The sequence below is a fragment of the Streptomyces sp. NPDC056883 genome, assembly GCF_042788835.1.
Lineage (GTDB): Bacteria > Actinomycetota > Actinomycetes > Streptomycetales > Streptomycetaceae > Streptomyces > Streptomyces stoeckheimensis.
Window position 1 is genome coordinate 7863 of sequence record NZ_JBHUBS010000019.1, and the last position, 22319, is coordinate 30181.

The following is a 22319-nucleotide window of genomic DNA, read 5'->3' on the forward strand; positions in this document are numbered from 1 at the left end:
CTTAGGTCCCCAAAAGAAAACGCCGAAGAGACCGGAAACTTCTCCCCCCCAACCTGTGCCGGCCAGACTCAGACCCCCGCCCCTGGCCCCAGCCGGAGCCGGTGGCGGCCTGAGTGAGTTCCCTTTAGGAACGGACTATGTCAGCATGACAACCTCGGGTCAACGGACATAAGGAGTGCCCATGGCCCAGCGCACGCACCTCGACGACGCGGACTGCTCCATCGCCCAGGCCCTCGACGTCGTGGGCGACTGGTGGACGCTGCTGATCGTGCGCGACGCGGCGCGCGGCGTGCACCGGTTCGACGAGTTCCAGCGCGAACTGGGCATGTCCCGGAAGGTCCTGACGGAACGGCTGAAGCTCCTCGTCGAGGCGGACGTGCTCACCCGCGAGCCGTACCAGGACCGCCCGGTGCGCTACGCATACCGGCTGACCCCGCGCGGGCGCGGGCTGCTGCCGGTGCTGGTCGCCCTCCAGGACTGGGGGGACACCTGGATCCTGGGAGAGGGAGAGATGACGGCGACGACGCACGAGACCTCGCGCGAGGCGGTACGGGTCCACGCCCTGCGGGGCACCCGGCTGCCCGAGCTGATGCTGCCGGACCGTTTCGGCGAGCTCCGCGACCCGGTGGCGGACACGCCGTTCACCGTCCTGTACTGCTTCCCGGGCGCGTTCGCCCGGTCCGAGTCCTACCCGCCGGGGTGGGCCGGGATCCCCGGGGCGCGGGGTTGCACCCTCGAATCGTGCACCTACCGGGACCAGCTCGCGGAGTTCACGGCGGCGGGTGCCACGGTGCACGGGGTGTCGACCCAGCGGCCGGACGAACAGCGGGAGTTCGCGGAGGCCGAGGGGCTCCGGTTCCCCCTCCTCTCCGACGCGGAGCTCGGACTCGTGACGGCGCTGCGGCTGCCGACGTTCCGGGCCGGGGGCATCAGCCGGCTGAAGCGCCTGACGCTGGTCGTGGACCGCGACCGGACCGTCCGCGAGGTCTTCTACCCGGTCCGGGACATCGAGGCGAGCGTGGCCGCCGCCCTCGCGGCGGTCCGCGGCGCGTAGCCCCGGGGCCGGCCGCGGCCGGGGCCGCCGGCGAGGCCTTCGTCAGGCCCGCAGCACCCGCCGCAGGATCTCGCAGGCGTACGCCTCGTCGTACTCCGCCCCCGTCAGCAGCACCTCCAGGCTGATCCCGTCCATCACGGCGACCAGCGCCCGGGCCGTCGCCGGGTCCACCCGGTCCGACAGCGCCGCGGAGACGGCCTCGCACCATTCGGCCGCCACGGGCCGCAGTGCGGGGCGGCGCAGGGCGGCCAGGTAGAGCTCGTACTCCAGCTCCGCCCGCGACCGGTCCGCACCGAGGAACTCGCCCAGCAGGACGGCCAGGGCGCCCGCCAGGTCGGCATCCGGATCGGCCAGCGCCGCGGAGTCCGCCACCGCCCGGGCGAAGCCCTCGCTGGCCTGGCGCAGCGCCGCGACCAGCAGGTCGTCCAGGGTCTTGAAGTGGTACGTCGTGGACCCGAGCGGTACGTCGGCCTCCGCGGCCACGCTGCGGTGACTGAGCCCCGCGATGCCGCGGGCGCCCACCACCCGGATCGCCGCGGCGATGATCCGCTCCCGCCGGTCCGGGTCGTAGCGGCGCACCGAGCCGGCCATCAGCGGACGGCTCCCGTCACGGCGGCGGCGGGCACGGGCACGGCGGCTGCGGGTGACGGACGAAGCATGCGTACGACAGTACACAGGCCCGCCGCACGCACCGCCGGACGCACGCGAGGCAACTCGTCCAAGTCCCCGTACAACCCTTTGCCCGGCCGGCGGGTCTCAACTCCGAATCCTGCTAGCCCAGTCGAGTTCCCGGAGGAAGACAAATGAGGAAGCGCAGCCTGGCGGCTCTGTGCACGGCCACGGCGCTCGGGGTCGTCCTCGCGATTCCCACGGCCGCCCTGGCGGCGGACCCGCACCCGTCCGGCTTCAAGGCCTGGACCGACAGCACGCGGATCTACCTGGACTTCGGCGGATCCAAGCTGCCGCAGCACCTCAAGGTGAACCTGCGCAAGGCCGGCAGCGCCACCCCGGTGGCGACGATCACCTCGTTCGAGCCCACGCCGGACGAGGACCCGTGCAGCCCGTCCTGCCAGGACGACACCGACCCCGAGACCGGCATCCGCTCCGCGCCCCTGCGGCTGGCGGACCTGGGCGTGTACAGCGTGGACGTCCTGTACGACGGCACCGAGGGCGAACCGGTCGTGCACAAGGACAAGGCCACCCTCGCGTACGGCCTGATCCCCCGGGTCACCGCCCTCCGGGTGGTCGGGACGCCCGACGTCGAGCACCGGACGGTCACCATCAAGGCCGACGCGGTGGGCCTCGACCCCCGCAACGACACCGAGCAGCCGCTTCCCAACGGCAAGCTGATGCTGGACACGGCGGCGGGCTCCACCCCGGTGCTCACCGACGCCGCGGGGCACGTCGAGACGCCGTTCACCTTCACCGGCTCCGAGGAGGACGACCCGGTGACGGGCGGGACGGGCGTCCAGGTGACCCTCCGGCCGGAGAAGGAGGGGGCGAACAGCCCGCTCGGCCAGACCCGCACGGTCCAGACCTCCCAGGGCCCGAGCTCCAGGATCACCCTGGACGCCGCCACGGTGAAGGCCCCGGACGGCTCCAAGGCCCCGGTGGGCGGCCGGCTCACCTTCAAGGGCGCCGACGGTACCTGGAAGCCGGCGCCCGCGGGCACCTGGGTCCAGTCCAGGGACGGGGGCTGGGCGAAGACCGGCGCGGACGGCCGGTTCGCCACACAGGTCCTGGTGGACGGCAGGATCTCCGGGCTGGTCACCCTCACCGGATCGGCCTGGCTGGCTCCCAGCTACGCGACCGTGGCCGTGGATCCCTCCACCAGCGCCGGTTTCCACGGGGGCCTGACCGCCACGCTCACCGCGGACCGGAAGGTCTCCCTCACCGGCAAGCTGTCCGCGTACGACCTCCCGGCGGCCTCCAAGCTGAAGGTCCTGGTCGAGTTCCAGCCCAACGGCTCGTCGGAGTGGATCACCAAGGCGACCCGGTACAGCGCCGCCCCGGCCGGTGACAGCACGCGCGCCGTCACGGCGGCGGGGCTGCCCTACCCGGGGCCCGGCGGCTGGCGGCTGCGGTACGTCGCCGCCTCCGGGATCCCCGCCGGGCCCGACGCCCGCAGGTTCCTGGCCCGGGTGAACACGGCGATCCCGGAGTTCAACGCCGCCCCGGAGCCGGTCAAGGCCGGAAAGCCGATCGGCATCACCGGCAAGCTCACCCACACCCGGTACTACAACGAGACCACCTGGAGCGGATACGGCGGCCAGCCCGTCCGCATCTACTTCCGCGCGACCGGCGCGACCGCGTGGACGCTGGCGGGCACCACCACGACGGCGGCCGACGGCACGTTCAAGACCTTCTTCACCGCCGCCAAGGACGGAGCCTGGCAGGCCCGTTACGACCAGGCCACGTACGACCACTTCAACGCCACGAGCCGCGAGGACCTCGTCGACGTGCAGTGAGCAACGGCACCCGCTGATGCCCCGCCGGTCTTCCGGCGGGGCATCAGTGCGTCGTCCCGCCGAGGTTCAGCAGCACGACCCCGGCGATCACCAGCGCGATTCCGCCGATCTTCGCGGCCGTCGCGGCCTCCCCCATGAAGATCATGCCGATCGCGGCGATCGCGGCCGTGCCGACACCGGCCCAGATCGCGTACGCCGTCCCGACCGACATCGACTTCAGCGTCTGCGCGAGCAGGGTGAAGGCGATGACGTACCCCACCAGCGTGATCAGCGAGGGCCACAGCTTGGTGAAGCCCTCGCTGAACTTCATGGCGGTGGTCCCGGCGACCTCGGCGACTATGGCGGCGGCAAGCAGGAGATAGGGCATACGTACGACCGTACACAACGATGCGTACACCCGTACATACACAAACCGCGGACACCCGTGCAGCGGGGTGCGGTCATTTCCGCGCGGCTACGGGACTTCCCGCGCGTCCGCGGTTACGGTGTGCGCCCTCGACCCGGACGGGAGGAGATCCACATGGACGGGCAGTGGACCCACTGGGGCGGCGGCTGGCTGGCGCCGCGGCCGCCCAGGCCGGGCGTGATATCCCTGCGGCCCCTGAGCTCCGGCGACATACTCGGCGGCGCCTGCGCCGCCCTCGCCCGGTACTGGGTGCCGCTGGTCGGCGCCATGCTCCTCGGTCAGCTCGCCGCGCTGCTGCTGCTCGCCGCGACCGCCCTGGCCGCCCTCGCGCTGCACGTCCGGCCCGTCGACGCCCTGGTTCCCGCCGCGGCCCTGGCGGCCCTGTTGACCTGCGCCCTGGCCTCCGCCCTGGCGGGCGCCGTCCTCCGCCCGGCGGTCCTCGGCCGCCCCGCCACCGCCCGTACGCTGCTGCGCGCCGCCCGCCCCCGCTTCGGGGCCGTCCTCGGCACCCAGCTCCTGGTGCTCGGCGCCGTGGCCGGACCGGGCGCCGCCGTCCTGGCCGCCGGGCTGCCCCCGCTGGTGGCGGCGGCCACCCTGCCGGCCGCATTCGGACTCGGGGTGCTGTGCGCGCTCGCGCCCACGGTCGCCGCCTGCGAGGGCCGCGGCCCGCTCGGCGCCCTGCGCCGCTCGGCCCGCCTGGTGCGGGGGGCCTGGTGGCGCACGCTCGGGCTCACCGGCCTCGCCGCCGGGCTCGCGCTCGCAGCGGCGTACGCCGTCCAGCTGCCCTTCGCCTTCGCCGGGGCGCTCAGCCTGATCCCGGCGGTGGACGGCGGCTTCGTGCACGCGATCCTCACGGCGCTCGGCGCGATGGTCGCCCAGACGCTGCTGCTCTGCTTCCCGCAGCTCACCGCCGGCCTGCTCTACACGGACCTGCGGATCCGCCGCGAGGATCTCGCGGCGGATCTCAGCAGGCAGCTCACCAGCCGCTCCGCGCAATCCGGGGAGTTCAGTTCAGCGTGAACCAGGCCGCGCGGGACTTCTTCCACTCCGGGTGGGTGAGGTCCTTGGCCTCGGTGCCGTCCCCGTACAGGTCGGCGGAGCCGCTGTCGGTGATCAGCTGCACCCGCGCGCCCGCGACCGACAGGTCGGGGACCGCCACGATGGCCTCCCAGCCGCCCGGGTCGGTGGTCGGCAGGTCGGCCCGCTTGACCGGGGCGTGGCCCGCGATCCCGTCCCACTGGTAGAGGGCGTACGGGTCGGAGTTGTCGTCCGCCGCCCAGGAGCCGGCCAGGATCAGGTACTGGTCGGCGGCGTTCTTGCGGATGTCGCGGATCGCCAGCCCGCCGAGGTCGAGCTCGATGCCCGCGCCGAAGGTGGCCTTGGTGCCGCTGGAGAGCACCTTGTCGAAGTTGGTCACCGGCACGACCAGCGCCTTGCCGCCGGGCACCGCCGGGGCCAGCGGGGCGCGGAAGCCCAGGTAGGCGGTGGTGGTGGAACCCGGGGCGAACTCCAGCCCCTCCACGTTGAACCCGTCGATCTGCTTCGGCGCCTCACCGGCGGCCGTACCGGCGGCGAAGCCGTAGCGGTTCCCGTTCGCCGTGTCCCAGGCCACCAGGTCGTCGCGGAGCTTCTTGTACGAACGCCCGTACGCGAGCTGCGCGGTGGATCCGGAGCCGGTCAGCGTGGTGGTGAACACCGTGTTGCGGGGCGCCTTGTACTCGCCGTCCTTGTTGTTGCCGAGCGAGCCCGTCCAGTAGATGGTGTTGCCGATCAGGGTCGCGCCCTCGATGTCCACCTCCTTGGTGACACCGAGCTGCGAGCTGAAGTCCCAGGTCCGGACCGGGGCCGCCGAGTTGGCGCGGTCGTACAGGCGCAGCACGTTGCTCTCGTCGTCGGCCACGACCGTGTAGCCGCCGCCGACGTCCACGGCGGCCGAGGAGTCGGAGGCACCGGTGAAGTAGCGCGCGTCGGCCGGGTTCTGCACCGCGGAGGAGGCCGCGTAGTACAGGGTCTTGGTGGCGGTTTTGCCGCCCAGCCCGGTCACCTTGACGGTGAGGTTGGTGTAGCCGCGGCCGCGGGCGGCGACCGCCAGCTTGCGGACCGCGCCCGCCCCGGTGACGTTCACGTCGCCGGTCCCGGCGACCGTGGCCTTGCTGGAGGCCGAGGCGCTGACGGTGAGCGCGGAGACGTCCGCGCCGCTCTGCGCCACGGTCACGTCCACCGTCGGGTCACCCGTCGCGCCGACGGCGCCGGACAGGTAGGAGGCGGACAGCGAGATGGTGGGCGTGCCGTACGTGACCGCCTGCGCGGGCATCGTCGTGGCGGCGAGGAGCAGCGCGGCGATGCCGGCGGCGCCGAGGTACGTCTTCTTCGTCTGCGTCTTCATCGAGTTCCCCCACGAATCGGGCCGAGCATGAACCATCCGGACCGGGACTTCTTCCACTCCGGGTGGTCGAGGTCCTTGGCCTCGGTGCCGTCGCCGTACAGGTCGGCGGAGCCGCTGTCGGTGATCAGCTGGACGCGGGCGCCGGGCACCCGCAGGTCGGGTACGGAGACCACGGCTTCCCAGCCGCCCGGGTCGGTGGTCGGCAGGTCCGCCCTCTTCACCGGGGCGTGGGCCGGGACTCCGTCCCACTGGTAGAGGGCGTACGGGTCGGAGTTGTCGTCCGCCGCCCAGGAGCCGGCCAGGATCAGGTACTGGTCGGCGGCGTTCTTGCGGATGTCGCGGATCGCGAGGCCTCCGAGGTCCATCTCGACCGGCTCGCCGAAGACCGGCTTGGCCGCGCCGGCCACGACCTGGTCGATGTTGGTGACGGGCACGACCAGCGCCTTGCCGCCGGGCACCGCCGGGGCGAGCGGGGCGCGGAAGCCCAGGTAGGCGGTGGTGGTGGAACCCGGGGCGAACTCCAGGCCCTCCACGTTGAACCCGTCGATGCTCTTCGGGATCTTGCCGGCCGCCGTGCCCGCCGCGAAGCCGAAGCGGTTCCCGTTGGCCGTGTCCCAGGCGATCAGGTCCTCGCGCAGGCCCTTGTAGGCGGAGCCGAAGACGACCTCGGTGTCGGCGCCCGTGCCGGTGAGCCGGGTGGTGAAGACGGTGTTGCGCTCGGCCTTGTACTTGCCGTCCTTGTTGTTGCCGAGCGAGCCCGTCCAGTAGACGGTGTCGCCGACGCGGGCGGCGGCCTCGATGTCGGCTTCCTTCTTGATGCCGAGCGCCGGGCCGAGGTCCCAGGTCTTCACGGGGGCGCCCGAGCGGGAACGGTCGTAGAGGCGCAGCACGTTGGTCTCGTCGTCGGCCACCAGCGCGTAGCCGCCGCCGACGTCCACGGCGGCCGAGGAATCGGCGGAGCCCGTGAGGTAGCGGGTGGAGAAGGCGCTGGTGCCCACCCGCGCCGAAGCGGCGTAGGAGAGGGTGGCCGTGGCCGTCTTGCCGCCGCGGCCGGTCACCCGGAGCGTCAGGTCGGTGTAGCCCTGGGCCCGCGGGCGGACGGTCAGCTCGCGGTCGCCGTGGCCGGTCCGTTCGATGCGGACGTCGCCGGGCCCGGCGACGTCCGGGTTGCTGGAGGAGAGGACGTCGACCTTGAGGAAGGCGGCGGGTATCCCCTGCTGCGCGATGTCCACGGTGACGCCCGGGTCGCCGATCGCGCCGACGGCACCGGAGAGGTGGCCGGCGGAGAGCGCGATGGTCGGTTCGGCGGCGGCTTCCTGCGCGGCGTGGGCGGGCGCGGCCAGTCCTGCGGCGAGCAGGGCGGCGGCCCCGGCGGCTCCCACGGCACCGAGGCGGTGTGCCGGTGAAGGGCGAACGGTCAACGGAGGTCCTCTCGTCTGCGCCGTCACGTTGTGACGGGCCGTCGAGAAGATTCGGCCACCGTGGCCAACTCCCGGTGCACGCCGACCGTCCTCCGGGAAAACAGACGACCCCCGGCACACCCGTGCCGGGGGTCGTTCGTTCACTCTGCTGTCGGACCTCGGTCAGACGTTGAACCCGAGCGCGCGCAGCTGCTCGCGGCCGTCGTCCGTGATCTTGTCCGGGCCCCACGGCGGCATCCAGACCCAGTTGATGCGCAGTTCGCTGACGATGCCGTCCGTGGCCGACTTCGCCTGGTCCTCGATGACGTCCGTCAGCGGGCAGGCCGCCGAGGTGAGGGTCATGTCGAGGGTCGCGATGTTCGCGTCGTCGATGTGGATGCCGTAGATCAGGCCCAGGTTGACGACGTCGATGCCCAGCTCGGGGTCGACCACGTCGTAGAGGGCCTCGCGGACCTCTTCCTCGGTGGCCGGCTTGATGGACGCCTCGGGCGTCGCGTTCTCGGTCATGCCGTCTTCCTCTCGGCGTCGCCCAGTGCCTGGGCGGTCGCGTCCTTCCACGCCATCCAGCTCAGCAGAGCACACTTCACCCGGGCCGGGTACTTGGAGACGCCGGCGAACGCGACCGCGTCCTCCAGCACCTCCTCCATGGCCTCGTCGGGCTCCAGCTTGCCCTTGGACTGCATCAGCTCCAGGAAGACTTCCTGGATCTTCCGCGCCTCGCCCAGCTCCTTGCCGACGAGCAGCTCGTTCAGTATCGACGCGCCGGCCTGGCTGATGGAGCAGCCCTGGCCCTCGTACGAGATGTCCGTGAGGGTCTCGCCGTCGTACTTCACGCGCAGGGTGATCTCGTCACCGCACGTCGGGTTGACGTGGTGCACCTCGGCGTCGCCGTCGCGCAGGCCTCGCCCGCGCGGGTGCTTGTAGTGGTCCAGGATCAGTTCCTGGTACATCGATTCCAGCTTCACTGCGCCCTCGTCGCCCTCGTCGCTTCGTCTTATCCGAAGAAGTTCCGTACGTGCTCCAGCCCGTCGATCAGTGCGTCGACGTCGGCCGGAGAGGAGTACAGATAGAAAGACGCTCGCGTCGTCGCCGGAATTCCGTACCGGAGGCAGACCGGGCGGGCGCAGTGGTGTCCCACGCGGACCGCGATGCCCTGCTCGTCCAGTACCTGGCCGACGTCGTGCGGGTGGATGTCACCGAGCACGAAGGAGATCGCTGCGCCGCGGTCCTCGGCCGTGGTCGGGCCGATGATGCGCAGGTCCGGGACCTCCGCGAGGCGCTTGATCGCGTACTCGGTGATCGCGTGCTCGTGCGCGGCGATCTTGTCCATGCCGATCGCGGTCAGGTAGTCCACGGCCGCGCCGAGGCCGACGGCCTGGGCGATCGGGGGCGTACCGGCCTCGAACTTGTGGGGCGCCGGGGCGTAGGTCGAGGAGTGCATCGAGACGGTTTCGATCATCTCGCCGCCGCCCAGGAAGGGCGGCAGGTCCTCGAGCAGCTCCTGGCGGCCCCAGAGGACGCCGATGCCGGTCGGAGCGCACATCTTGTGACCGGTGAAGGCCACGAAGTCGGCGCCGAGCGCCTGCACGTCGAGCGGCATGTGCGGTGCGGCCTGCGAGGCGTCGATCAGCACCAGCGCGCCGACCTCCTGCGCGCGCCGGACGATCGCCTCGGTCGGGTTGACCGTGCCCATGATGTTGGAGACCAGCGTGAAGGAGACGATCTTCGTCTTCTCCGTGATGACCTCTTCGATGTTGGACAGGTCGAGCCGGCCGTCGTCGGTGAGGCCAAACCACTTCAGCTTCGCACCGGTGCGCTGCGAGAGCAGCTGCCACGGCACGATGTTGGAGTGGTGCTCCATCTCCGTGATGGCGATCTCGGTGTCGCGGTCGACCCGGTAGGGCTCGTCCGCCCAGCCGAGCATGTTCGCGACCAGGTTGAGCGACTCCGAGGCGTTCTTGGTGAAGATCACCTCGTTGCGGCTCGGAGCGTTGATGAAGGCGGCGACCTTGTCGCGGGCGCCCTCGTACAGCGCCGTGGCCTCCTCGGCGAGCACGTGCACGCCGCGGTGGACGTTGGCGTTGTGCTGCTCGTAGTACTCGTTCAGCGCGTCGAGCACCTGGCGCGGCTTCTGCGAAGTCGCCGCGTTGTCCAGATAAACGATCTTCTTCCCGTCGTGGACCACACGATCCAGAAGGGGGAAGTCCTTGCGGATCGCCTCGATGTCGAGGAGGCCAGGCAACTGTGTCACGCGCTCGCGCCACCCTTCGTGCTGTACGACTCGTAGCCTTCGGCCTCCAGCTTGTCGGCGAGCTCGGCGCCACCGGACTCGACGATGCGGCCCTCGGAGAAGACGTGGACGAAGTCGGGCTTGATGTAGCGGAGGATCCGCGTGTAGTGCGTGATCAGCAGGGTGCCGACCTCGCCCGTGTCGCGGACGCGGTTGACGCCCTCGGAGACCTGGCGCAGGGCGTCCACGTCGAGGCCGGAGTCGGTCTCGTCGAGGATCGCGATCTTCGGCTTCAGGAGCTCCAGCTGGAGGATCTCGTGGCGCTTCTTCTCACCGCCGGAGAAGCCCTCGTTGACGTTGCGCTCGGCGAAGGCCGGGTCCATCTGGAGCTGCTCCATCGCGGACTTGACCTCCTTCACCCAGGTACGCAGCTTCGGCGCCTCGCCGCGGATGGCGGTGGCCGAGGTGCGCAGGAAGTTGGAGACCGAGACACCGGGGATCTCGACCGGGTACTGCATGGCGAGGAAGACGCCGGCGCGGGCGCGCTCGTCGACGGACATCTCCAGGACGTCTTCGCCGTCGAGGGTCACGGTGCCGCTGGTGATGGTGTACTTCGGGTGACCGGCGAGCGCGTACGCGAGGGTGGACTTGCCGGAGCCGTTCGGACCCATGATGGCGTGCGTCTCACCCTGCTTGATGGTGAGGTTGACGCCCTTGAGGATCTCGCGGGCGCCGTTCTCGGCCTCGACGGAGACGTGCAGGTCGTGGATTTCAAGCGTTGCCATGGATACCTCAGGACTCCTGGGTGAGGGAGACGAGCACGTCGTCCCCTTCGATCTTTACGGGGTATACGGGTACGGGGCGCGTCGCGGGCAGACCGGACGGCTTGCCGGTGCGCAGGTCGAAGGCAGAGCCGTGCAGCCAGCACTCGATCATGCAGTCTTCGACCTCGCCCTCCGAGAGGGAGACGTTCGCGTGCGAGCAGATGTCGTTGATCGCGAACACCTCCCCCTCGGCGCGGACGATGGACACCGGCGTGCCGTCGAGTTCGACCCGCTTGGGGGCGTTCTCCTCCAGCTCGCTCAGCGCACAGGCCTTGACGTAGGTCATCAGACGGACGCCTGCAGCTCGGTTTCGATCTTCGCGAGCAGCCGCTCCTCGATGTCGGGGACACCGATCTGCTGCACGAGCTCGCCGAAGAAGCCGCGCACGACCAGGCGGCGGGCCTCGTCGGCCGGGATGCCTCGGGCCTGGAGGTAGAAGAGCTGCTCGTCGTCGAAACGACCGGTGGCGGAGGCGTGGCCGGCGCCGACGATCTCGCCGGTCTCGATCTCCAGGTTCGGCACCGAGTCGACCCGCGCGCCGTCCGTGAGGACGAGGTTGCGGTTCATCTCGTAGGTGTCGGTGCCCTCGGCGGTCTTCTCGATGAGCACGTCACCGATCCAGACGGCGTGGGCGTCCTGGCCCTGGAGCGCGCCCTTGTAGACCACGTTCGACTTGCAGTGCGGGGCCTTGTGGTCGACCAGGAGGCGGTGCTCCTGGTGCTGACCGGCGTCCGTGAAGTACAGGCCGAAGAGCTCGGCCTCGCCGCCGGGACCGGCGTAGTTCACGCGCGGGTGCAGGCGTACGACGTCACCGCCGAAGGTGACCACGATCGACTTGAAGGTCGCGTCGCGGCCGACCAGGGCGTTGTGCTGGGAGCAGTGGACGGCGGTGTCGTCCCAGTCCTGCACGGAGACCACGGTGAGCTTGGCGCCGTCGCCGACGAGGAAGTCGACGTTGGCGGCGCGCACGCCGTCACCGGTGTGGTCGATGACGATGACGGCCTCGGCGAAGGCCTGCACGTCGAAGACGGTGTGACCGAAGGTGGTGCCACCCTCGCCGTGCAGCGTGACGCGCACGGGCTCGGTGAGGACCGCCTCCTTGGGCACGGTCACGACCGTGGCCTTGGCGAAGGACGAGAACGCCTGGGCGGCGATCCGGTCCACCGGGGTGCCGGCCTTGCCGATGCGCGCGTCGCCGCGCTCCACGGACTCGATCGTGACCACGTCGGGCGCGTCGATCTGGGCCTTCATGGTGCCGTTGGCGACCGCGGTGCCGTCGTGCAGGCCCTTGAGGCGGGCGAGCGGCGTGAAGCGCCACTCCTCCTCGCGCCCGTTGGGCACGGGGAAGTCCGCCACGTCGAAGGACGGGGGGGCACTCATCCGGGTGGCGACGGTGGACTCGGCGGCCACCGCGATCGCGCCGGCGGTGGTGGAACCCGCCGGAATGTTCTGAGCCTCAGCCATGGCTGTCGTGTTGCTCTCTTCCTTAAAGAATCTGCTGCGGGACGTCGGGCGGGCCGGGACTAACCGACCGAGCCTTCCATCTGCAGCTCGATCAGCCGGTTCAGCTCCAGCGCGTACTCCATCGGCAGCTCACGGGCGATCGGCTCGACGAAGCCGCGCACGATCATCGCCATGGCCTCGAACTCCGTCAGACCGCGGCTCATCAGGTAGAAGAGCTGGTCGTCGGAGACCTTGGAGACGGTCGCCTCGTGGCCCATCGACACGTCGTCCTCGCGGACGTCCACGTAGGGGTAGGTGTCCGAGCGGGAGATGGTGTCGACCAGGAGCGCGTCGCACAGCACGTTGGACTTGGAGCCGTGGGCGCCTTCGCCGATCTCGACCAGACCGCGGTACGAGGTGCGGCCGCCACCACGGGCCACCGACTTCGAGACGATGTTGGAGGAGGTGTTCGGCGCCATGTGGACCATCTTGGAGCCGGCGTCCTGGTGCTGACCCTCGCCCGCGAAGGCGATGGAGAGGGTCTCGCCCTTGGCGTGCTCGCCCATCAGGTAGACGGCCGGGTACTTCATGGTGACCTTGGAACCGATGTTGCCGTCGATCCACTCCATGGTCGCGCCCTCGTACGCCACGGCGCGCTTGGTGACCAGGTTGTAGACGTTGTTCGACCAGTTCTGGATCGTCGTGTAGCGGCAGCGGCCGCCCTTCTTCACGATGATCTCGACCACGGCGCTGTGCAGCGAGTCCGAGGAGTAGATCGGGGCGGTGCAGCCCTCGACGTAGTGGACGTAGGCGTCCTCGTCGACGATGATCAGCGTCCGCTCGAACTGGCCCATGTTCTCCGTGTTGATACGGAAGTAGGCCTGGAGCGGGATGTCGACCTTGACGCCCTTGGGGACGTAGATGAACGAGCCGCCCGACCACACGGCGGTGTTCAGCGAGGCGAACTTGTTGTCGCCGACCGGGATGACCGTGCCGAAGTACTCCTGGAAGAGCTCCGGGTGCTCCTTGAGCGCGGTGTCCGTGTCGAGGAAGATGACGCCCTGCTCCTCCAGGTCCTCACGGATCTGGTGGTAGACGACCTCGGACTCGTACTGGGCCGCGACACCGGCGACGAGGCGCTGCTTCTCCGCCTCCGGGATGCCGAGCTTGTCGTACGTGTTCTTGATGTCCTCCGGCAGGTCCTCCCAGGAAGCGGCCTGCTTCTCGGTGGAACGCACGAAGTACTTGATGTTGTCGAAGTCGATGCCCGAGAGGTCGGAACCCCAGTTGGGCATGGGCTTCTTGCCGAACAGCTTGAGGCCCTTGAGGCGGAGGTTCAGCATCCACTCCGGCTCGGACTTCTTCGCCGAGATGTCGCGGACGACCTCTTCGGACAGGCCCCGCTTGGCGACCGCACCGGCCGCGTCGGAGTCGGCCCATCCGTATTCGTAGGTGCCCAGGCCATCGAGCTCAGGGTGAGCAGTCTCCGTGGTCATGCGGGGTTCCTCCCGGCCGTACTTGCAGATACTGATGTGTCGGTCTGTGTGGCGTCTGTGGCACCGACGCCGTTCCCACTGCGTGGAATGAACGTCGTGCACACCCCGTCGCCGTGGGCGATCGTGGCGAGACGCTGCACATGCGTCCCGAGCAATCGGGAGAAGACCTCGGTCTCCGCCTCGCAAAGCTGCGGGAACTGCTCGGCGACGTGTGCGACCGGGCAGTGGTGCTGGCAGAGCTGTTCACCGCTGTGCGGACCGGGAGCGCTCTTCGCCGTAGCAGCGTACCCGTCTCCGGTCAACGCCCTGGCAAGGGCCTCGGTGCGCTCCGCCGGGTCGGCCGCTTCCACGGCTTCGCGGTAGGTCTCGGCCTGCGCCGTGAGCCTGGCCTTCGCGAAGGCGGCCACGGCCGCCTCGCCCTGCTCCCCGCCCCCGGCGACCTGCGCGATCCAGCGCATGGCGTCGGCGGCGAGCGAGTCGTAGGACTGGTCGAAGGCGTCACGACCGCAGTCGGTCAGCGCGAAGACCTTGGCGGGCCGGCCTCGGGTCCGCGCACCGTACACGCGCTGCTCACGGGGTTCGACCACGTCGTCGGCGACGAGCGTGTCGAGGTGGCGGCGAACGGCGGCCTGGGTGAGGCCGAGGCGCTGGGCGAGGTCGGCGACGGTGGAGGGACCGTGGTCCAGGATCGACCGCGCGACCCGGTTGCGGGTTGACCGCTCCCCGGTCGCGAGTTCGCCCTGGGGGGCCTCGCTCATCCGTTCGCCGTATTTCACAACGCCATTGTTGCGTAATTAGTCGCGCCCCGACAAGCCGTGATGGAGGCCACCTCTGGTGGCCTCCATCACTAAGGGTTACCTTATTTATCCACGGAGCGTTATACGGAAGTCGACGCTCCGCTCTCGCGCAGGGCCCCGCCGGTGAACCAATAAACGGCCCCCACCAGCAATCCCCCGCCCACGACGTTCCCCGGCACGGTGAACATCAGATTCCGGAAAAGATCACCGAATCCGGCTGAGCCATCCAGGATCGCGAGGCTGAAAACAGCCATGTTCGCTACACAGTGTTCGAATCCGACGGCGACGAAAACGGCCACCGGCAGCCACAGGACGAAAATCTTGGCGGCATCGCCGCGGGCCCGGGTGAACATCCAGATGGCCAGGCAGACCAGCATGTTGCAGAGCACCGCGCGCCAGAACAGCTGTCCGCCGCTCAGCGCCATCTTCCCGTGCACCATCTCGGTGAGCATGGACCGCGCCGAGGGCGAGGAAGCCACCCCCGAGGCGTGCACCATGGCCCCGAAGGTGAAGGCTCCGACCAGGTTCCCGGCCAGCGAGAGCGTCCAGGACAGGATCAGGTCCCTGGGACCGGTCCGCCCGGACAGCGCGCCGACCAGCATGACCATCACATTGCTGGTGAAGAGCTGGGCGCCGGCGAACATCACGATGGTCAGGGCGATCGGGAAGACCGCACCCTCCAGCAGTTTCACGGCCGGCGAACCCTTGGCCACGAACGGCGAGATCGCGACCAGGAGCAGCACCTCGCCGACGGCGATGTAGGCGCCGGCGAGCATCGCCGAGACGAAGTAGCGCGGCGGATGCCCGAGGTCATGGGCCTTGTGCTCGGCCTGCCCCGAGGTGGCTTCGACGTTCTGAGCGATGCTGTTCACCATTCGACGTTAGGCTCCGGCCCCGCTCCCGAACGGACGAAAAAGTCACGAATGCGCAGGTCCGTGACCCCTCGGGGGCGGGACCTACGACCCCGCCCCGGGCACCTCCCACGGCTCCGTAGACTCATTCCCCATGAGCAACGACCCCGCCGTGGAAATCCGCGGACTGGTGAAGCGGTACGGCCCCAAAACCGCGGTGGACGGCCTGGACCTCACCGTCCGGAGGGCCTCGGTCACCGCAGTCCTTGGTCCCAACGGCGCGGGCAAAACGACCACTGTGGAAACCTGCGAGGGCTACCGCCGCCCCGACGCCGGCTCCGTCCGCGTCCTCGGCCTCGACCCCGTCGCACAGGCCGAGTCCCTGCGCCCGCGCATCGGCGTGATGCTGCAGTCCGGCGGCGTCTACTCCGGCGCCCGGGCCGTCGAGATGCTGCGCCACATGGCCAAGCTCTACGCCGACCCCCTGGACGTCCCCACCCTGGTGGAACGCCTCGGCCTCGGCGGCTGCGGCCGCACCGCCTACCGCCGGCTCTCCGGCGGCCAGCAGCAGCGCCTGGCCCTCGCCATGGCCGTCGTCGGCCGCCCCGAGCTGGTCTTCCTGGACGAGCCGACCGCCGGCCTCGACCCGCAGGCCCGCCGCGCGACCTGGGACCTCGTACGGGAACTGCGCGCCGACGGGGTCTCGGTCGTGCTCACCACCCACCACATGGACGAGGCCGAGCAGCTCGCGGACGAGGTCGCCATCGTCGACGCCGGCAAGGTCATCGCCCACGGCACCCCCGAGGCACTGTGCCGCGGCGGCGCCGAGAACACCCTGCGCTTCACCGGCCGCCCCTCCCTCGATCTCGCCTCGCTGCTCAAGGCCCTGCCCGACGGCACCCAGGCCGCCGAGCTCCTCCCCGGCGTCTACCGGGTCACCGGCGACGTCGACCCCCAGCTGCTGGCCACCGTCACCTCCTGGTGCGCCCAGCACGGGGTGATGCCCGACAGCCTCTCGGTGGAGCGGCACACCCTCGAAGACGTATTTCTGGAGCTCACCGGTAAGGAGCTGCGTTCATGACGCCGATCGACACCGACCCTCGCCGGGGGTCCGGGGGTCGTCCCCCGGGAAGGCACAGCCTGGAGCTCACCGGTAAGGAGCTGCGCGCATGAGCGCCGGTACGTTCACCCCCCGCCCGGGGGCCGCGCCCGTGTCCCGCATGATCCTGGCGCAGACCGCGCTGGAGACCCGGATGCTGCTGCGCAACGGGGAGCAGCTCCTGCTGACCGTGATCATCCCGGCGCTGCTGCTCGTACTGTTCTCGGCGGTCGACATCATCGATGTCGGTTCGGGCGAGTCCGTGGACTTCCTCGCCCCCGGGATCCTGGCGCTGGCCGTGATGTCCACCGCCTTCACCGGCCAGGCCATCGCCACCGGCTTCGACCGGCGCTACGGGGTCCTCAAGCGGCTCGGGGCCTCCCCGCTGCCGCGCTGGGCGCTGATGGCCGCGAAGACGCTGTCCGTACTGGTCACCGAGGTGCTGCAGATCGCCCTGCTGACGGTGATCGCCTTCGCCCTGGGCTGGTCCCCGCGGGGCAACCCGCTGTCCGTCGCCGCGCTGATCCTGCTCGGCACCGCAGCCTTCTCCGGGCTCGGCCTGCTGATGGCCGGCACCCTCAGGGCGGAGGCCACCCTGGCCGCCGCCAACCTCGTCTTCCTGCTGCTCCTGGTCGGCGGCGGGGTGGTCGTGCCGATGGACAAGTTCCCCGGCGCGGTCCAGTCCGTCCTCGGCCTGCTCCCCATCTCCGCCCTCTCCGACGGGCTGCGCGAGGTACTCCAGCACGGGGCCGCGCTGCCCTGGGGCGACGCGGCCATCCTGGCCGTCTGGGCGGTACTCGGTCTGGGGGCCGCGGCGCGCTGGTTCCGCTGGGAGTGAATCCCTTCCCCCGAGCGTTGCCCCGGCAGGAGGATGGTCGCCTCCACAGGGGAGCGCACCACAGACGCCGGGGGGCGGCATGGCGCAGCGGGAGGCCGTTCTGCGGCTGGACGAACAGTGGGCACGGATCCGGTCGGGCGCGGCGCACGCGGAGCCCGCGGAGGCCGATGCCCTGCTGGCCGAGCTGATCGGAGCCCTGCGCGAGCCGGCCCGCACCGACGCCGAGTGCGCGGCCCGGCTGGGTCTGCGCCTCGGTGACCTGGCGGCCCGGCGGTTCGCCGACGGGGACCGGGCCGGGGCCCTGGCCGCCATCGAGGAGGGGCTGCGGTTCTCGCAGCAGGCGGCCGGGCACGCAGCCGAGTACGCCCGCTGGTACGCCCGGGGCCTGATCAACCAGGGGGTCTGGCTGTCCTGGCCCCTCAGCGACGGGGAGCGGCTGCCGAAGCACCCCCTGGGCGCCGGCTCCGAGAGCGGCCCGAGCGCCATGGAGCGGGCCGCCGGCGAGCGGGCCCGGGACCTGACGCTCGGCGCGGTGGAGGTCTGGGCGGCCCTGGACCAGGAGGATCCGGTCAATCAGCGGGGCCTCGCGCAGGCGAAGGTGTTCCTCGGCGACCGGCTCGCGGAGCTGGGCCTGGCCGAGGAGTCCGTGGCCTGGGCCGTCGACGCGGAGGGCTCCTTCCGGCGGCTGCTGCTGGCCGATCCCGGCTCCGACGAGTCGCAGGAGGCCGAGGAGGCCCTGGACCACATCGGCCGCCAGCTCGAACTGCGGCTGCGCTTCCTGTCCTTCGCTTCCCTGTCCGGCCTGCGCACGCGCGGGCTGCTGCCCGAACGGCTGCTGCCCCAGGCCGTGGTGGCCGCCCGCATCCAGGGCGTGCCCGAGGCGGAGATCGCCGCCCGGCTGGGCCTGGAGGCCGACCAGGTCCACACGATGCTGGAGGTGACCCCCTGGGTCGCGGTGTGGCGCGTCGAGGTCCGCGGCTCCGACGGACTGTGGAACGTACGGTCACATCCCTGGCACAGCGGGGCGGAAGTGAGGAACAGGACGGCCGAGGAGGTAGGGGCCGAATTGGTACGCGGCTTCGCGGCTTCGGCCGACTACCCGGGCGAGGGCGCGCATTGGCGGGTCCGCGTGTGGTGGCATGCGGAGGGCGACCCCGCCGGGGCCCGGTTCCGCCTGGTCTTCGGCCCCGACGGAGTGGTCGCCACCCCCTCGTGAAACTTTGCACAAGTGTCCGCGTACGATAAACGCCGTGTTGACCCCCCTCGCATATCTCGCCCGCCGCTGGACGCCGTCACCCCGGACCGTCCAGCGGGCCGCGCTCGCAGCGGTGCTCATGAGCGTCGTCATCGTCGTCACCGGCGGTGCGGTGCGGCTGACCGGATCCGGTCTCGGCTGCGACACCTGGCCCAAGTGCACCGACGACAGCCTGATCGTGACCCAGGAGCAGGGCTTCCACGGCGCCATCGAGTTCGGCAACCGCATGCTGACGTACGTGCTCTGCGCGGCCGTTGGCTGGGCGATCACCGCAGCCCGCTGCGCCACGCCGTGGCGGCGCTCGCTGACCCGGCTCGGCTGGCTCCAGTTCGCCATCGTGATGGGCAACGCGGTCCTCGGCGGCATCACCGTCCTGACGGGCCTCAACCCCTACAGCGTGGCCGGGCACTTCATGCTCGCCACCTCGCTGATCACCGTGACGACGATCACCTGGCAGCGCACCCGCGAGGGTGACGGCCCGGCCCGGCCGCGCGTGCCCGCTCCGGTGCGCAAGCTCTCCTGGGCGCTGCTCGCGGCCACCGTGGTGCTGATCGCGGCGGGCACGGTGGTCACCGGTTCCGGACCGCACGCCGGCGACAGCAGCGAGATCAGGCGGATGCCGTTCGACTGGTCGGCCACCGCCCACGTCCACGCGGTCTCCGCCTGGGTGGTGTGCGCGCTCGCCGTGGCGATGTGGCTGGTGCTGCGCGTGGTCGACGCCCCCGTGGACACCCGGGCGCGCGCCCGGGACCTGCTGATCGTGCTGCTCGCCCAGGGCGCCATCGGCTACGTCCAGTACTTCACCGACGTGCCCGAGGCCCTCGTGGCGGCCCACATGCTCGGCTCCTGCCTGGTGTGGATCTCGGTGGTCCGGGTGGCGCTGAGCCTGCGCGAGCGTCCGTCCGAGCAGTCCGGGATCCCGGCGCAGAACGACGCCCGGCTCGCCGCGGTCTGACCCGGTGGGCGTCCTCCGGGCGCCCTCCGGGGGTCAGCCCCGCTCGTCCAGCCGGTAGACCCGCCGGGCGTTGCCCGCCGCGACCATCGCCGCCACCCGCTCCGCGTCCCGCCAGGACCAGGAGCCGTCGGCGACCCAGCCGCCGAGCACCCGGCCGAGCGATTCACGGAAGACCAGCGCGCCCACCGCGTGCAGTTCGGGCAGTTGCCGTCCGCCGCCGGAGAACATCAGCTTTCCGAAGGGCGCGGTCTCCAGGCATTCCGCCAGCACGGCGGCCGCCCGCGCCCCCGTGGACCCCAGCGCCGCGCCGAGGTCGGCGTGGACGTGCGGGAACGCCGCGGCCAGCCGCGCGGCCTGCCGGTGGTGGGGGTAGCCGCCGATCAGGACCAGCCGCGCCCCCAGGCCCTCGGTCGCCCGTACGAACCCGGTCAGCCGCTCCGGCGACCCCGGCTCCCCGCCCGGGTGCAGCTGGAGCGGCAGCCCCGAGGACACCGCGCTCCACGCCAGGTGCCGCAGGAGTACGGGGTCCCGTACGGCCCCGCCCTTGGCGCGCCCGGCCAGCCAGCGCCCGGCCGCGCCCCGCACTTCGCCCGGACCGGGCGGCTCGGGCGCTGCTTCGAGTGCCGCCGTCCAGGCGCGGCCCCCCTCCCCGGCTCCGCAGGTGAAGGCCACGGCCCCGGCGGCGGCGTGGTGGACCGCACCCGCGAGGTTGGCCAGGAAGGCGGCCACGGTCCCGGAGGTGTCCGCCGCCTGCTCGGCCAGCAGCTCCGGCCGCACCAGCTCGAAGGCCTCGCCGCCGCCCGCCAGGGCCAGTTCCTTGGGCCCGGTGAGGTCCCCGGGCAGCCCGGTGTCGACGAGCCGGGCGCCGACCCCGCAGCCGCGCAGCAGTCGGCGGGCCGACTCGGCGGCGCCCAGCTCGCGCCGCCGGGCGAGGTAGCGGACCGGGGCGCAGTGCGGTTCGAGGCCGAGCAGCGGCGGACACCAGCGGCGCACGGCGAAGCCGGTCTGGGTGTCGAAGAAGGTGGTGCCGGCGGCGGGCGGGCCGACGGAGGGGATCAGCTGGGCCTCGAAGGTGGCGAGGCCGAGCTCCGTGCGGAGCACTCCCTGGCAGTACTGGTCCACCAGGGGCGGCGTTTCGATCATCCGGGCATCCCGTTGCGGACGTGAGGAAGGGGCTTCCACACGTCCTAACGGGTGAGCGGGGTGTGAGGTGTTGCTCGCGCTGTTGACCGAGCGGGTGACGCGGAAACGATCAAGCCAATGATCAAGCCAAGATCGACCGGGTCAGGCCGCGGGATTCGCGGTTCCGCCGAGCTGCATGCCGGCCATCCGGGACCACTCGTACGGCCCCGTCCGCACCCGCGCGGCGAACTCTCCGTCGAACTCCTCGTGGAGGGTCAGCCCGGCCTTCTCGGTCGCGAGCCGCGCGGTGTCGTACGCCGGGGCGACCAGGTCGCCCCACTCGCCGTCGGTGCCCACGAGGACGATCCGGGTGCCCGCCTGGCCGATGTGCGCGAGGTGGCCCTCGGCGCCGCCGTGCTGCTTGGCGAACGCGCCGATCTGCTTGGCCAGCTTCGCGGCGGTACGGTCCTGCTTCTTGTCCGCCGTGGCGGCGGTCTCCTCGGTGTCTGCCATGAAGGGCATGCTACCGGCCGGTAACGGGCGGAGGAAGGTTCACCGGCGAAGGATCACCGTGCGGGATCGGCGGTGAGGGGTCGGTGAGCGGTCAGCGGAGGAAGGGATCCACCGCGACGGCGACGAACAGCAGCGACACGTAGGTGATCGACCAGTGGAACAGTCGCATCTCCTTGAGCTTCGCGCCCGTCACGCCCGACTTGGCGCGCGCGTTGAGCCCGTGCGCCTCCCACAGCCACCAGCCGCCGGCCACCAGGGCGACCGAGGTGTAGAACCAGCCGGTGTACCCCAGCGGGGTCAGCAGCAGCGAGACCGCCACCATCACCCAGCTGTAGAGGACGATCTGCTTGGCCACGACCTTGTTGCCCGCCACGACCGGCAGCATCGGCACGCCGACCCGCGCGTAGTCGTCCTTCACCTTCATCGACAGCGGCCAGTAGTGCGGCGGCGTCCAGAAGAAGATGACGAGGAAGAGGATGACGGCGGCCCAGGAGACCTCGTTCTTCACGGCCGACCAGCCGATGAGCACCGGCATGCAGCCGGCGATGCCGCCCCAGACGATGTTCTGCGAGGTGCGCCGCTTCAACAGCATCGTGTAGACGACGACATAGAAGAGGAGTGCGCCGAGCGCGAGCGCGGCCGACAGCCAGTTGATCAGCAGCCCGAAGAACAGGGTGGACCCGATCCCGAGGGTGATGCCGAAGACCAGGCACTCCCGGGGGCTGACCATGCCGGTCACCAGCGGGCGTCCCGAGGTCCGGTCCATCAGCGCGTCGATGTCGCGGTCGATGTACATGTTCAGCGCGTTGGCGCCGCCCGCGGACAGGTAACCGCCGAAGCAGGTGGCGAGGACCAGCCACAGCGAAGGCACGCCCTGCTCGGCGAGGAACATCACCGGCACGGTCGTGATGAGCAGAAGCTCGATGATCCGCGGCTTGGTCAGTGCCACGAAAGCCATGGCCCGGGCCCCGAACGGCCGGTGGTTGGGGCTCGTCCCGAGCACCCCCGCTGGACGGGATTCGACGGCCGTCACGCACACCCCTGACAGAGAATCCAGCAAGCTCCGACGTGAACCTTTTAAACATGAAGGTCCCGTAAAGGCTTGCGCGTACCACGCCACTCTAGACGTAGCCATTGGCTCGTCCCGCGCGGGGGTCGCCC

Annotated in this window: 23 protein-coding genes; 7 read left to right on the forward strand and 16 right to left on the reverse strand. The window is 70.9% G+C overall.

The annotated features are described in order from the left end of the window. Positions 1 to 181 precede the first annotated feature (181 nt). Entirely contained in the window at positions 182 to 1054 is an 873-nt protein-coding gene (locus tag ACFRU2_RS33510; RefSeq protein ID WP_382979561.1) for a winged helix-turn-helix transcriptional regulator, read from the forward strand. A 42-nt stretch (positions 1055 to 1096) separates the two neighbouring features. Here ACFRU2_RS33510 and ACFRU2_RS33515 read toward each other — a convergent pair whose 3' ends face one another. Continuing rightward, complete coding sequence (locus tag ACFRU2_RS33515) at positions 1097 to 1645, reverse strand: TetR/AcrR family transcriptional regulator (protein ID WP_382979562.1); 549 nt, start codon at positions 1643 to 1645, stop codon at positions 1097 to 1099. A 212-nt stretch (positions 1646 to 1857) separates the two neighbouring features. On the opposite strand from ACFRU2_RS33515, the gene ACFRU2_RS33520 reads away from it, so the two are divergent. Continuing rightward, positions 1858 to 3522, forward strand: a complete 1665-nt coding sequence (locus ACFRU2_RS33520) for a hypothetical protein (RefSeq protein WP_382979564.1) — start codon at positions 1858 to 1860, stop codon at positions 3520 to 3522. Between the two features lie 43 nt (positions 3523 to 3565). On the opposite strand, the gene ACFRU2_RS33525 is transcribed toward ACFRU2_RS33520, so the two are convergent. Continuing rightward, positions 3566 to 3889 (reverse strand): DMT family transporter, encoded by a 324-nt coding sequence (locus tag ACFRU2_RS33525; protein WP_382979567.1) that lies wholly within the window; start codon positions 3887 to 3889, stop codon positions 3566 to 3568. Positions 3890 to 4042: 153 nt separating this feature from the next. On the opposite strand from ACFRU2_RS33525, the gene ACFRU2_RS33530 reads away from it, so the two are divergent. Next, positions 4043 to 4948, forward strand: a complete 906-nt coding sequence (locus ACFRU2_RS33530; RefSeq protein WP_382979569.1) for a hypothetical protein — start codon at positions 4043 to 4045, stop codon at positions 4946 to 4948. Here the strand turns inward: ACFRU2_RS33530 and ACFRU2_RS33535 are convergent. From ACFRU2_RS33535 to ACFRU2_RS33585, 11 genes are all read right to left on the reverse strand, one after another. Continuing rightward, a complete protein-coding gene (locus tag ACFRU2_RS33535) occupies positions 4935 to 6314 on the reverse strand; it encodes a DUF3616 domain-containing protein (protein ID WP_382979571.1) in 1380 nt (459 codons plus the stop codon). The genes ACFRU2_RS33530 and ACFRU2_RS33535 overlap by 14 nt on opposite strands. Beyond that, on the reverse strand, positions 6311 to 7696 hold the full coding sequence (locus ACFRU2_RS33540; protein ID WP_382979573.1) for a DUF3616 domain-containing protein: 1386 nt from the start codon (positions 7694 to 7696) through the stop codon (positions 6311 to 6313). Before ACFRU2_RS33540 ends, ACFRU2_RS33535 begins: the two co-directional genes overlap by 4 nt. A 201-nt stretch (positions 7697 to 7897) precedes the next feature. Next, positions 7898 to 8242 carry a metal-sulfur cluster assembly factor gene (locus ACFRU2_RS33545; RefSeq protein WP_030009139.1) on the reverse strand — a complete coding sequence of 115 codons (345 nt, stop codon included), beginning with the start codon at positions 8240 to 8242 and terminating at the stop codon, positions 7898 to 7900. Next, the gene (gene sufU, locus ACFRU2_RS33550; protein ID WP_250742305.1) at positions 8239 to 8700 is read right to left on the reverse strand and encodes a Fe-S cluster assembly sulfur transfer protein SufU; all 462 of its coding nucleotides are present in this window, start codon (positions 8698 to 8700) and stop codon (positions 8239 to 8241) included. Before sufU ends, ACFRU2_RS33545 begins: the two co-directional genes overlap by 4 nt. A 29-nt stretch (positions 8701 to 8729) precedes the next feature. Beyond that, complete coding sequence (locus tag ACFRU2_RS33555) at positions 8730 to 9986, reverse strand: cysteine desulfurase (RefSeq protein WP_382979575.1); 1257 nt, start codon at positions 9984 to 9986, stop codon at positions 8730 to 8732. Next, positions 9983 to 10750: a Fe-S cluster assembly ATPase SufC gene (sufC, locus tag ACFRU2_RS33560; RefSeq protein ID WP_382979577.1), complete on the reverse strand. Its 768-nt coding sequence runs from the start codon at positions 10748 to 10750 to the stop codon at positions 9983 to 9985. Before sufC ends, ACFRU2_RS33555 begins: the two co-directional genes overlap by 4 nt. A 7-nt stretch (positions 10751 to 10757) precedes the next feature. Further along, entirely contained in the window at positions 10758 to 11075 is a 318-nt protein-coding gene (locus ACFRU2_RS33565; RefSeq protein WP_250742308.1) for a bifunctional 3-phenylpropionate/cinnamic acid dioxygenase ferredoxin subunit, read from the reverse strand. Continuing rightward, positions 11075 to 12253, reverse strand: a complete 1179-nt coding sequence (gene sufD, locus ACFRU2_RS33570; protein ID WP_382741772.1) for a Fe-S cluster assembly protein SufD — start codon at positions 12251 to 12253, stop codon at positions 11075 to 11077. The genes ACFRU2_RS33565 and sufD overlap by 1 nt, the downstream gene beginning before the upstream one ends. A 59-nt stretch (positions 12254 to 12312) precedes the next feature. Further along, on the reverse strand, positions 12313 to 13728 hold the full coding sequence (gene sufB, locus ACFRU2_RS33575) for a Fe-S cluster assembly protein SufB (protein WP_382979579.1): 1416 nt from the start codon (positions 13726 to 13728) through the stop codon (positions 12313 to 12315). After that, complete coding sequence (locus tag ACFRU2_RS33580; RefSeq protein WP_375953899.1) at positions 13725 to 14504, reverse strand: helix-turn-helix transcriptional regulator; 780 nt, start codon at positions 14502 to 14504, stop codon at positions 13725 to 13727. The genes sufB and ACFRU2_RS33580 overlap by 4 nt, the downstream gene beginning before the upstream one ends. A gap of 101 nt (positions 14505 to 14605) precedes the next feature. Next, complete coding sequence (locus ACFRU2_RS33585) at positions 14606 to 15397, reverse strand: formate/nitrite transporter family protein (RefSeq protein WP_382979582.1); 792 nt, start codon at positions 15395 to 15397, stop codon at positions 14606 to 14608. A 133-nt stretch (positions 15398 to 15530) separates the two neighbouring features. Here ACFRU2_RS33585 and ACFRU2_RS33590 point away from each other — a divergent pair, with 133 nt between their 5' ends. From ACFRU2_RS33590 to ACFRU2_RS33605, 4 genes are all read left to right on the forward strand, one after another. After that, a complete protein-coding gene (locus tag ACFRU2_RS33590; RefSeq protein WP_382979584.1) occupies positions 15531 to 16457 on the forward strand; it encodes an ABC transporter ATP-binding protein in 927 nt (308 codons plus the stop codon). A gap of 88 nt (positions 16458 to 16545) precedes the next feature. Continuing rightward, the gene (locus ACFRU2_RS33595; protein ID WP_382979586.1) at positions 16546 to 17313 is read left to right on the forward strand and encodes an ABC transporter permease; all 768 of its coding nucleotides are present in this window, start codon (positions 16546 to 16548) and stop codon (positions 17311 to 17313) included. 79 nt (positions 17314 to 17392) lie between these two features. Continuing rightward, positions 17393 to 18529 (forward strand): hypothetical protein, encoded by a 1137-nt coding sequence (locus ACFRU2_RS33600; RefSeq protein WP_382979587.1) that lies wholly within the window; start codon positions 17393 to 17395, stop codon positions 18527 to 18529. A 25-nt stretch (positions 18530 to 18554) separates the two neighbouring features. Further along, entirely contained in the window at positions 18555 to 19523 is a 969-nt protein-coding gene (locus ACFRU2_RS33605) for a heme A synthase (RefSeq protein ID WP_382979770.1), read from the forward strand. 33 nt (positions 19524 to 19556) lie between these two features. On the opposite strand, the gene ACFRU2_RS33610 is transcribed toward ACFRU2_RS33605, so the two are convergent. From ACFRU2_RS33610 to ACFRU2_RS33620, 3 genes are all read right to left on the reverse strand, one after another. Further along, a complete protein-coding gene (locus ACFRU2_RS33610) occupies positions 19557 to 20666 on the reverse strand; it encodes an amidohydrolase (protein ID WP_382979589.1) in 1110 nt (369 codons plus the stop codon). Between the two features lie 141 nt (positions 20667 to 20807). Next, on the reverse strand, positions 20808 to 21158 hold the full coding sequence (locus tag ACFRU2_RS33615; RefSeq protein WP_382979591.1) for a hypothetical protein: 351 nt from the start codon (positions 21156 to 21158) through the stop codon (positions 20808 to 20810). A 91-nt stretch (positions 21159 to 21249) separates the two neighbouring features. Continuing rightward, positions 21250 to 22197, reverse strand: coding sequence for a heme o synthase (locus ACFRU2_RS33620; protein ID WP_382979773.1), 948 nt, complete (start codon positions 22195 to 22197; stop codon positions 21250 to 21252). Positions 22198 to 22319: the final 122 nt, after the last annotated feature.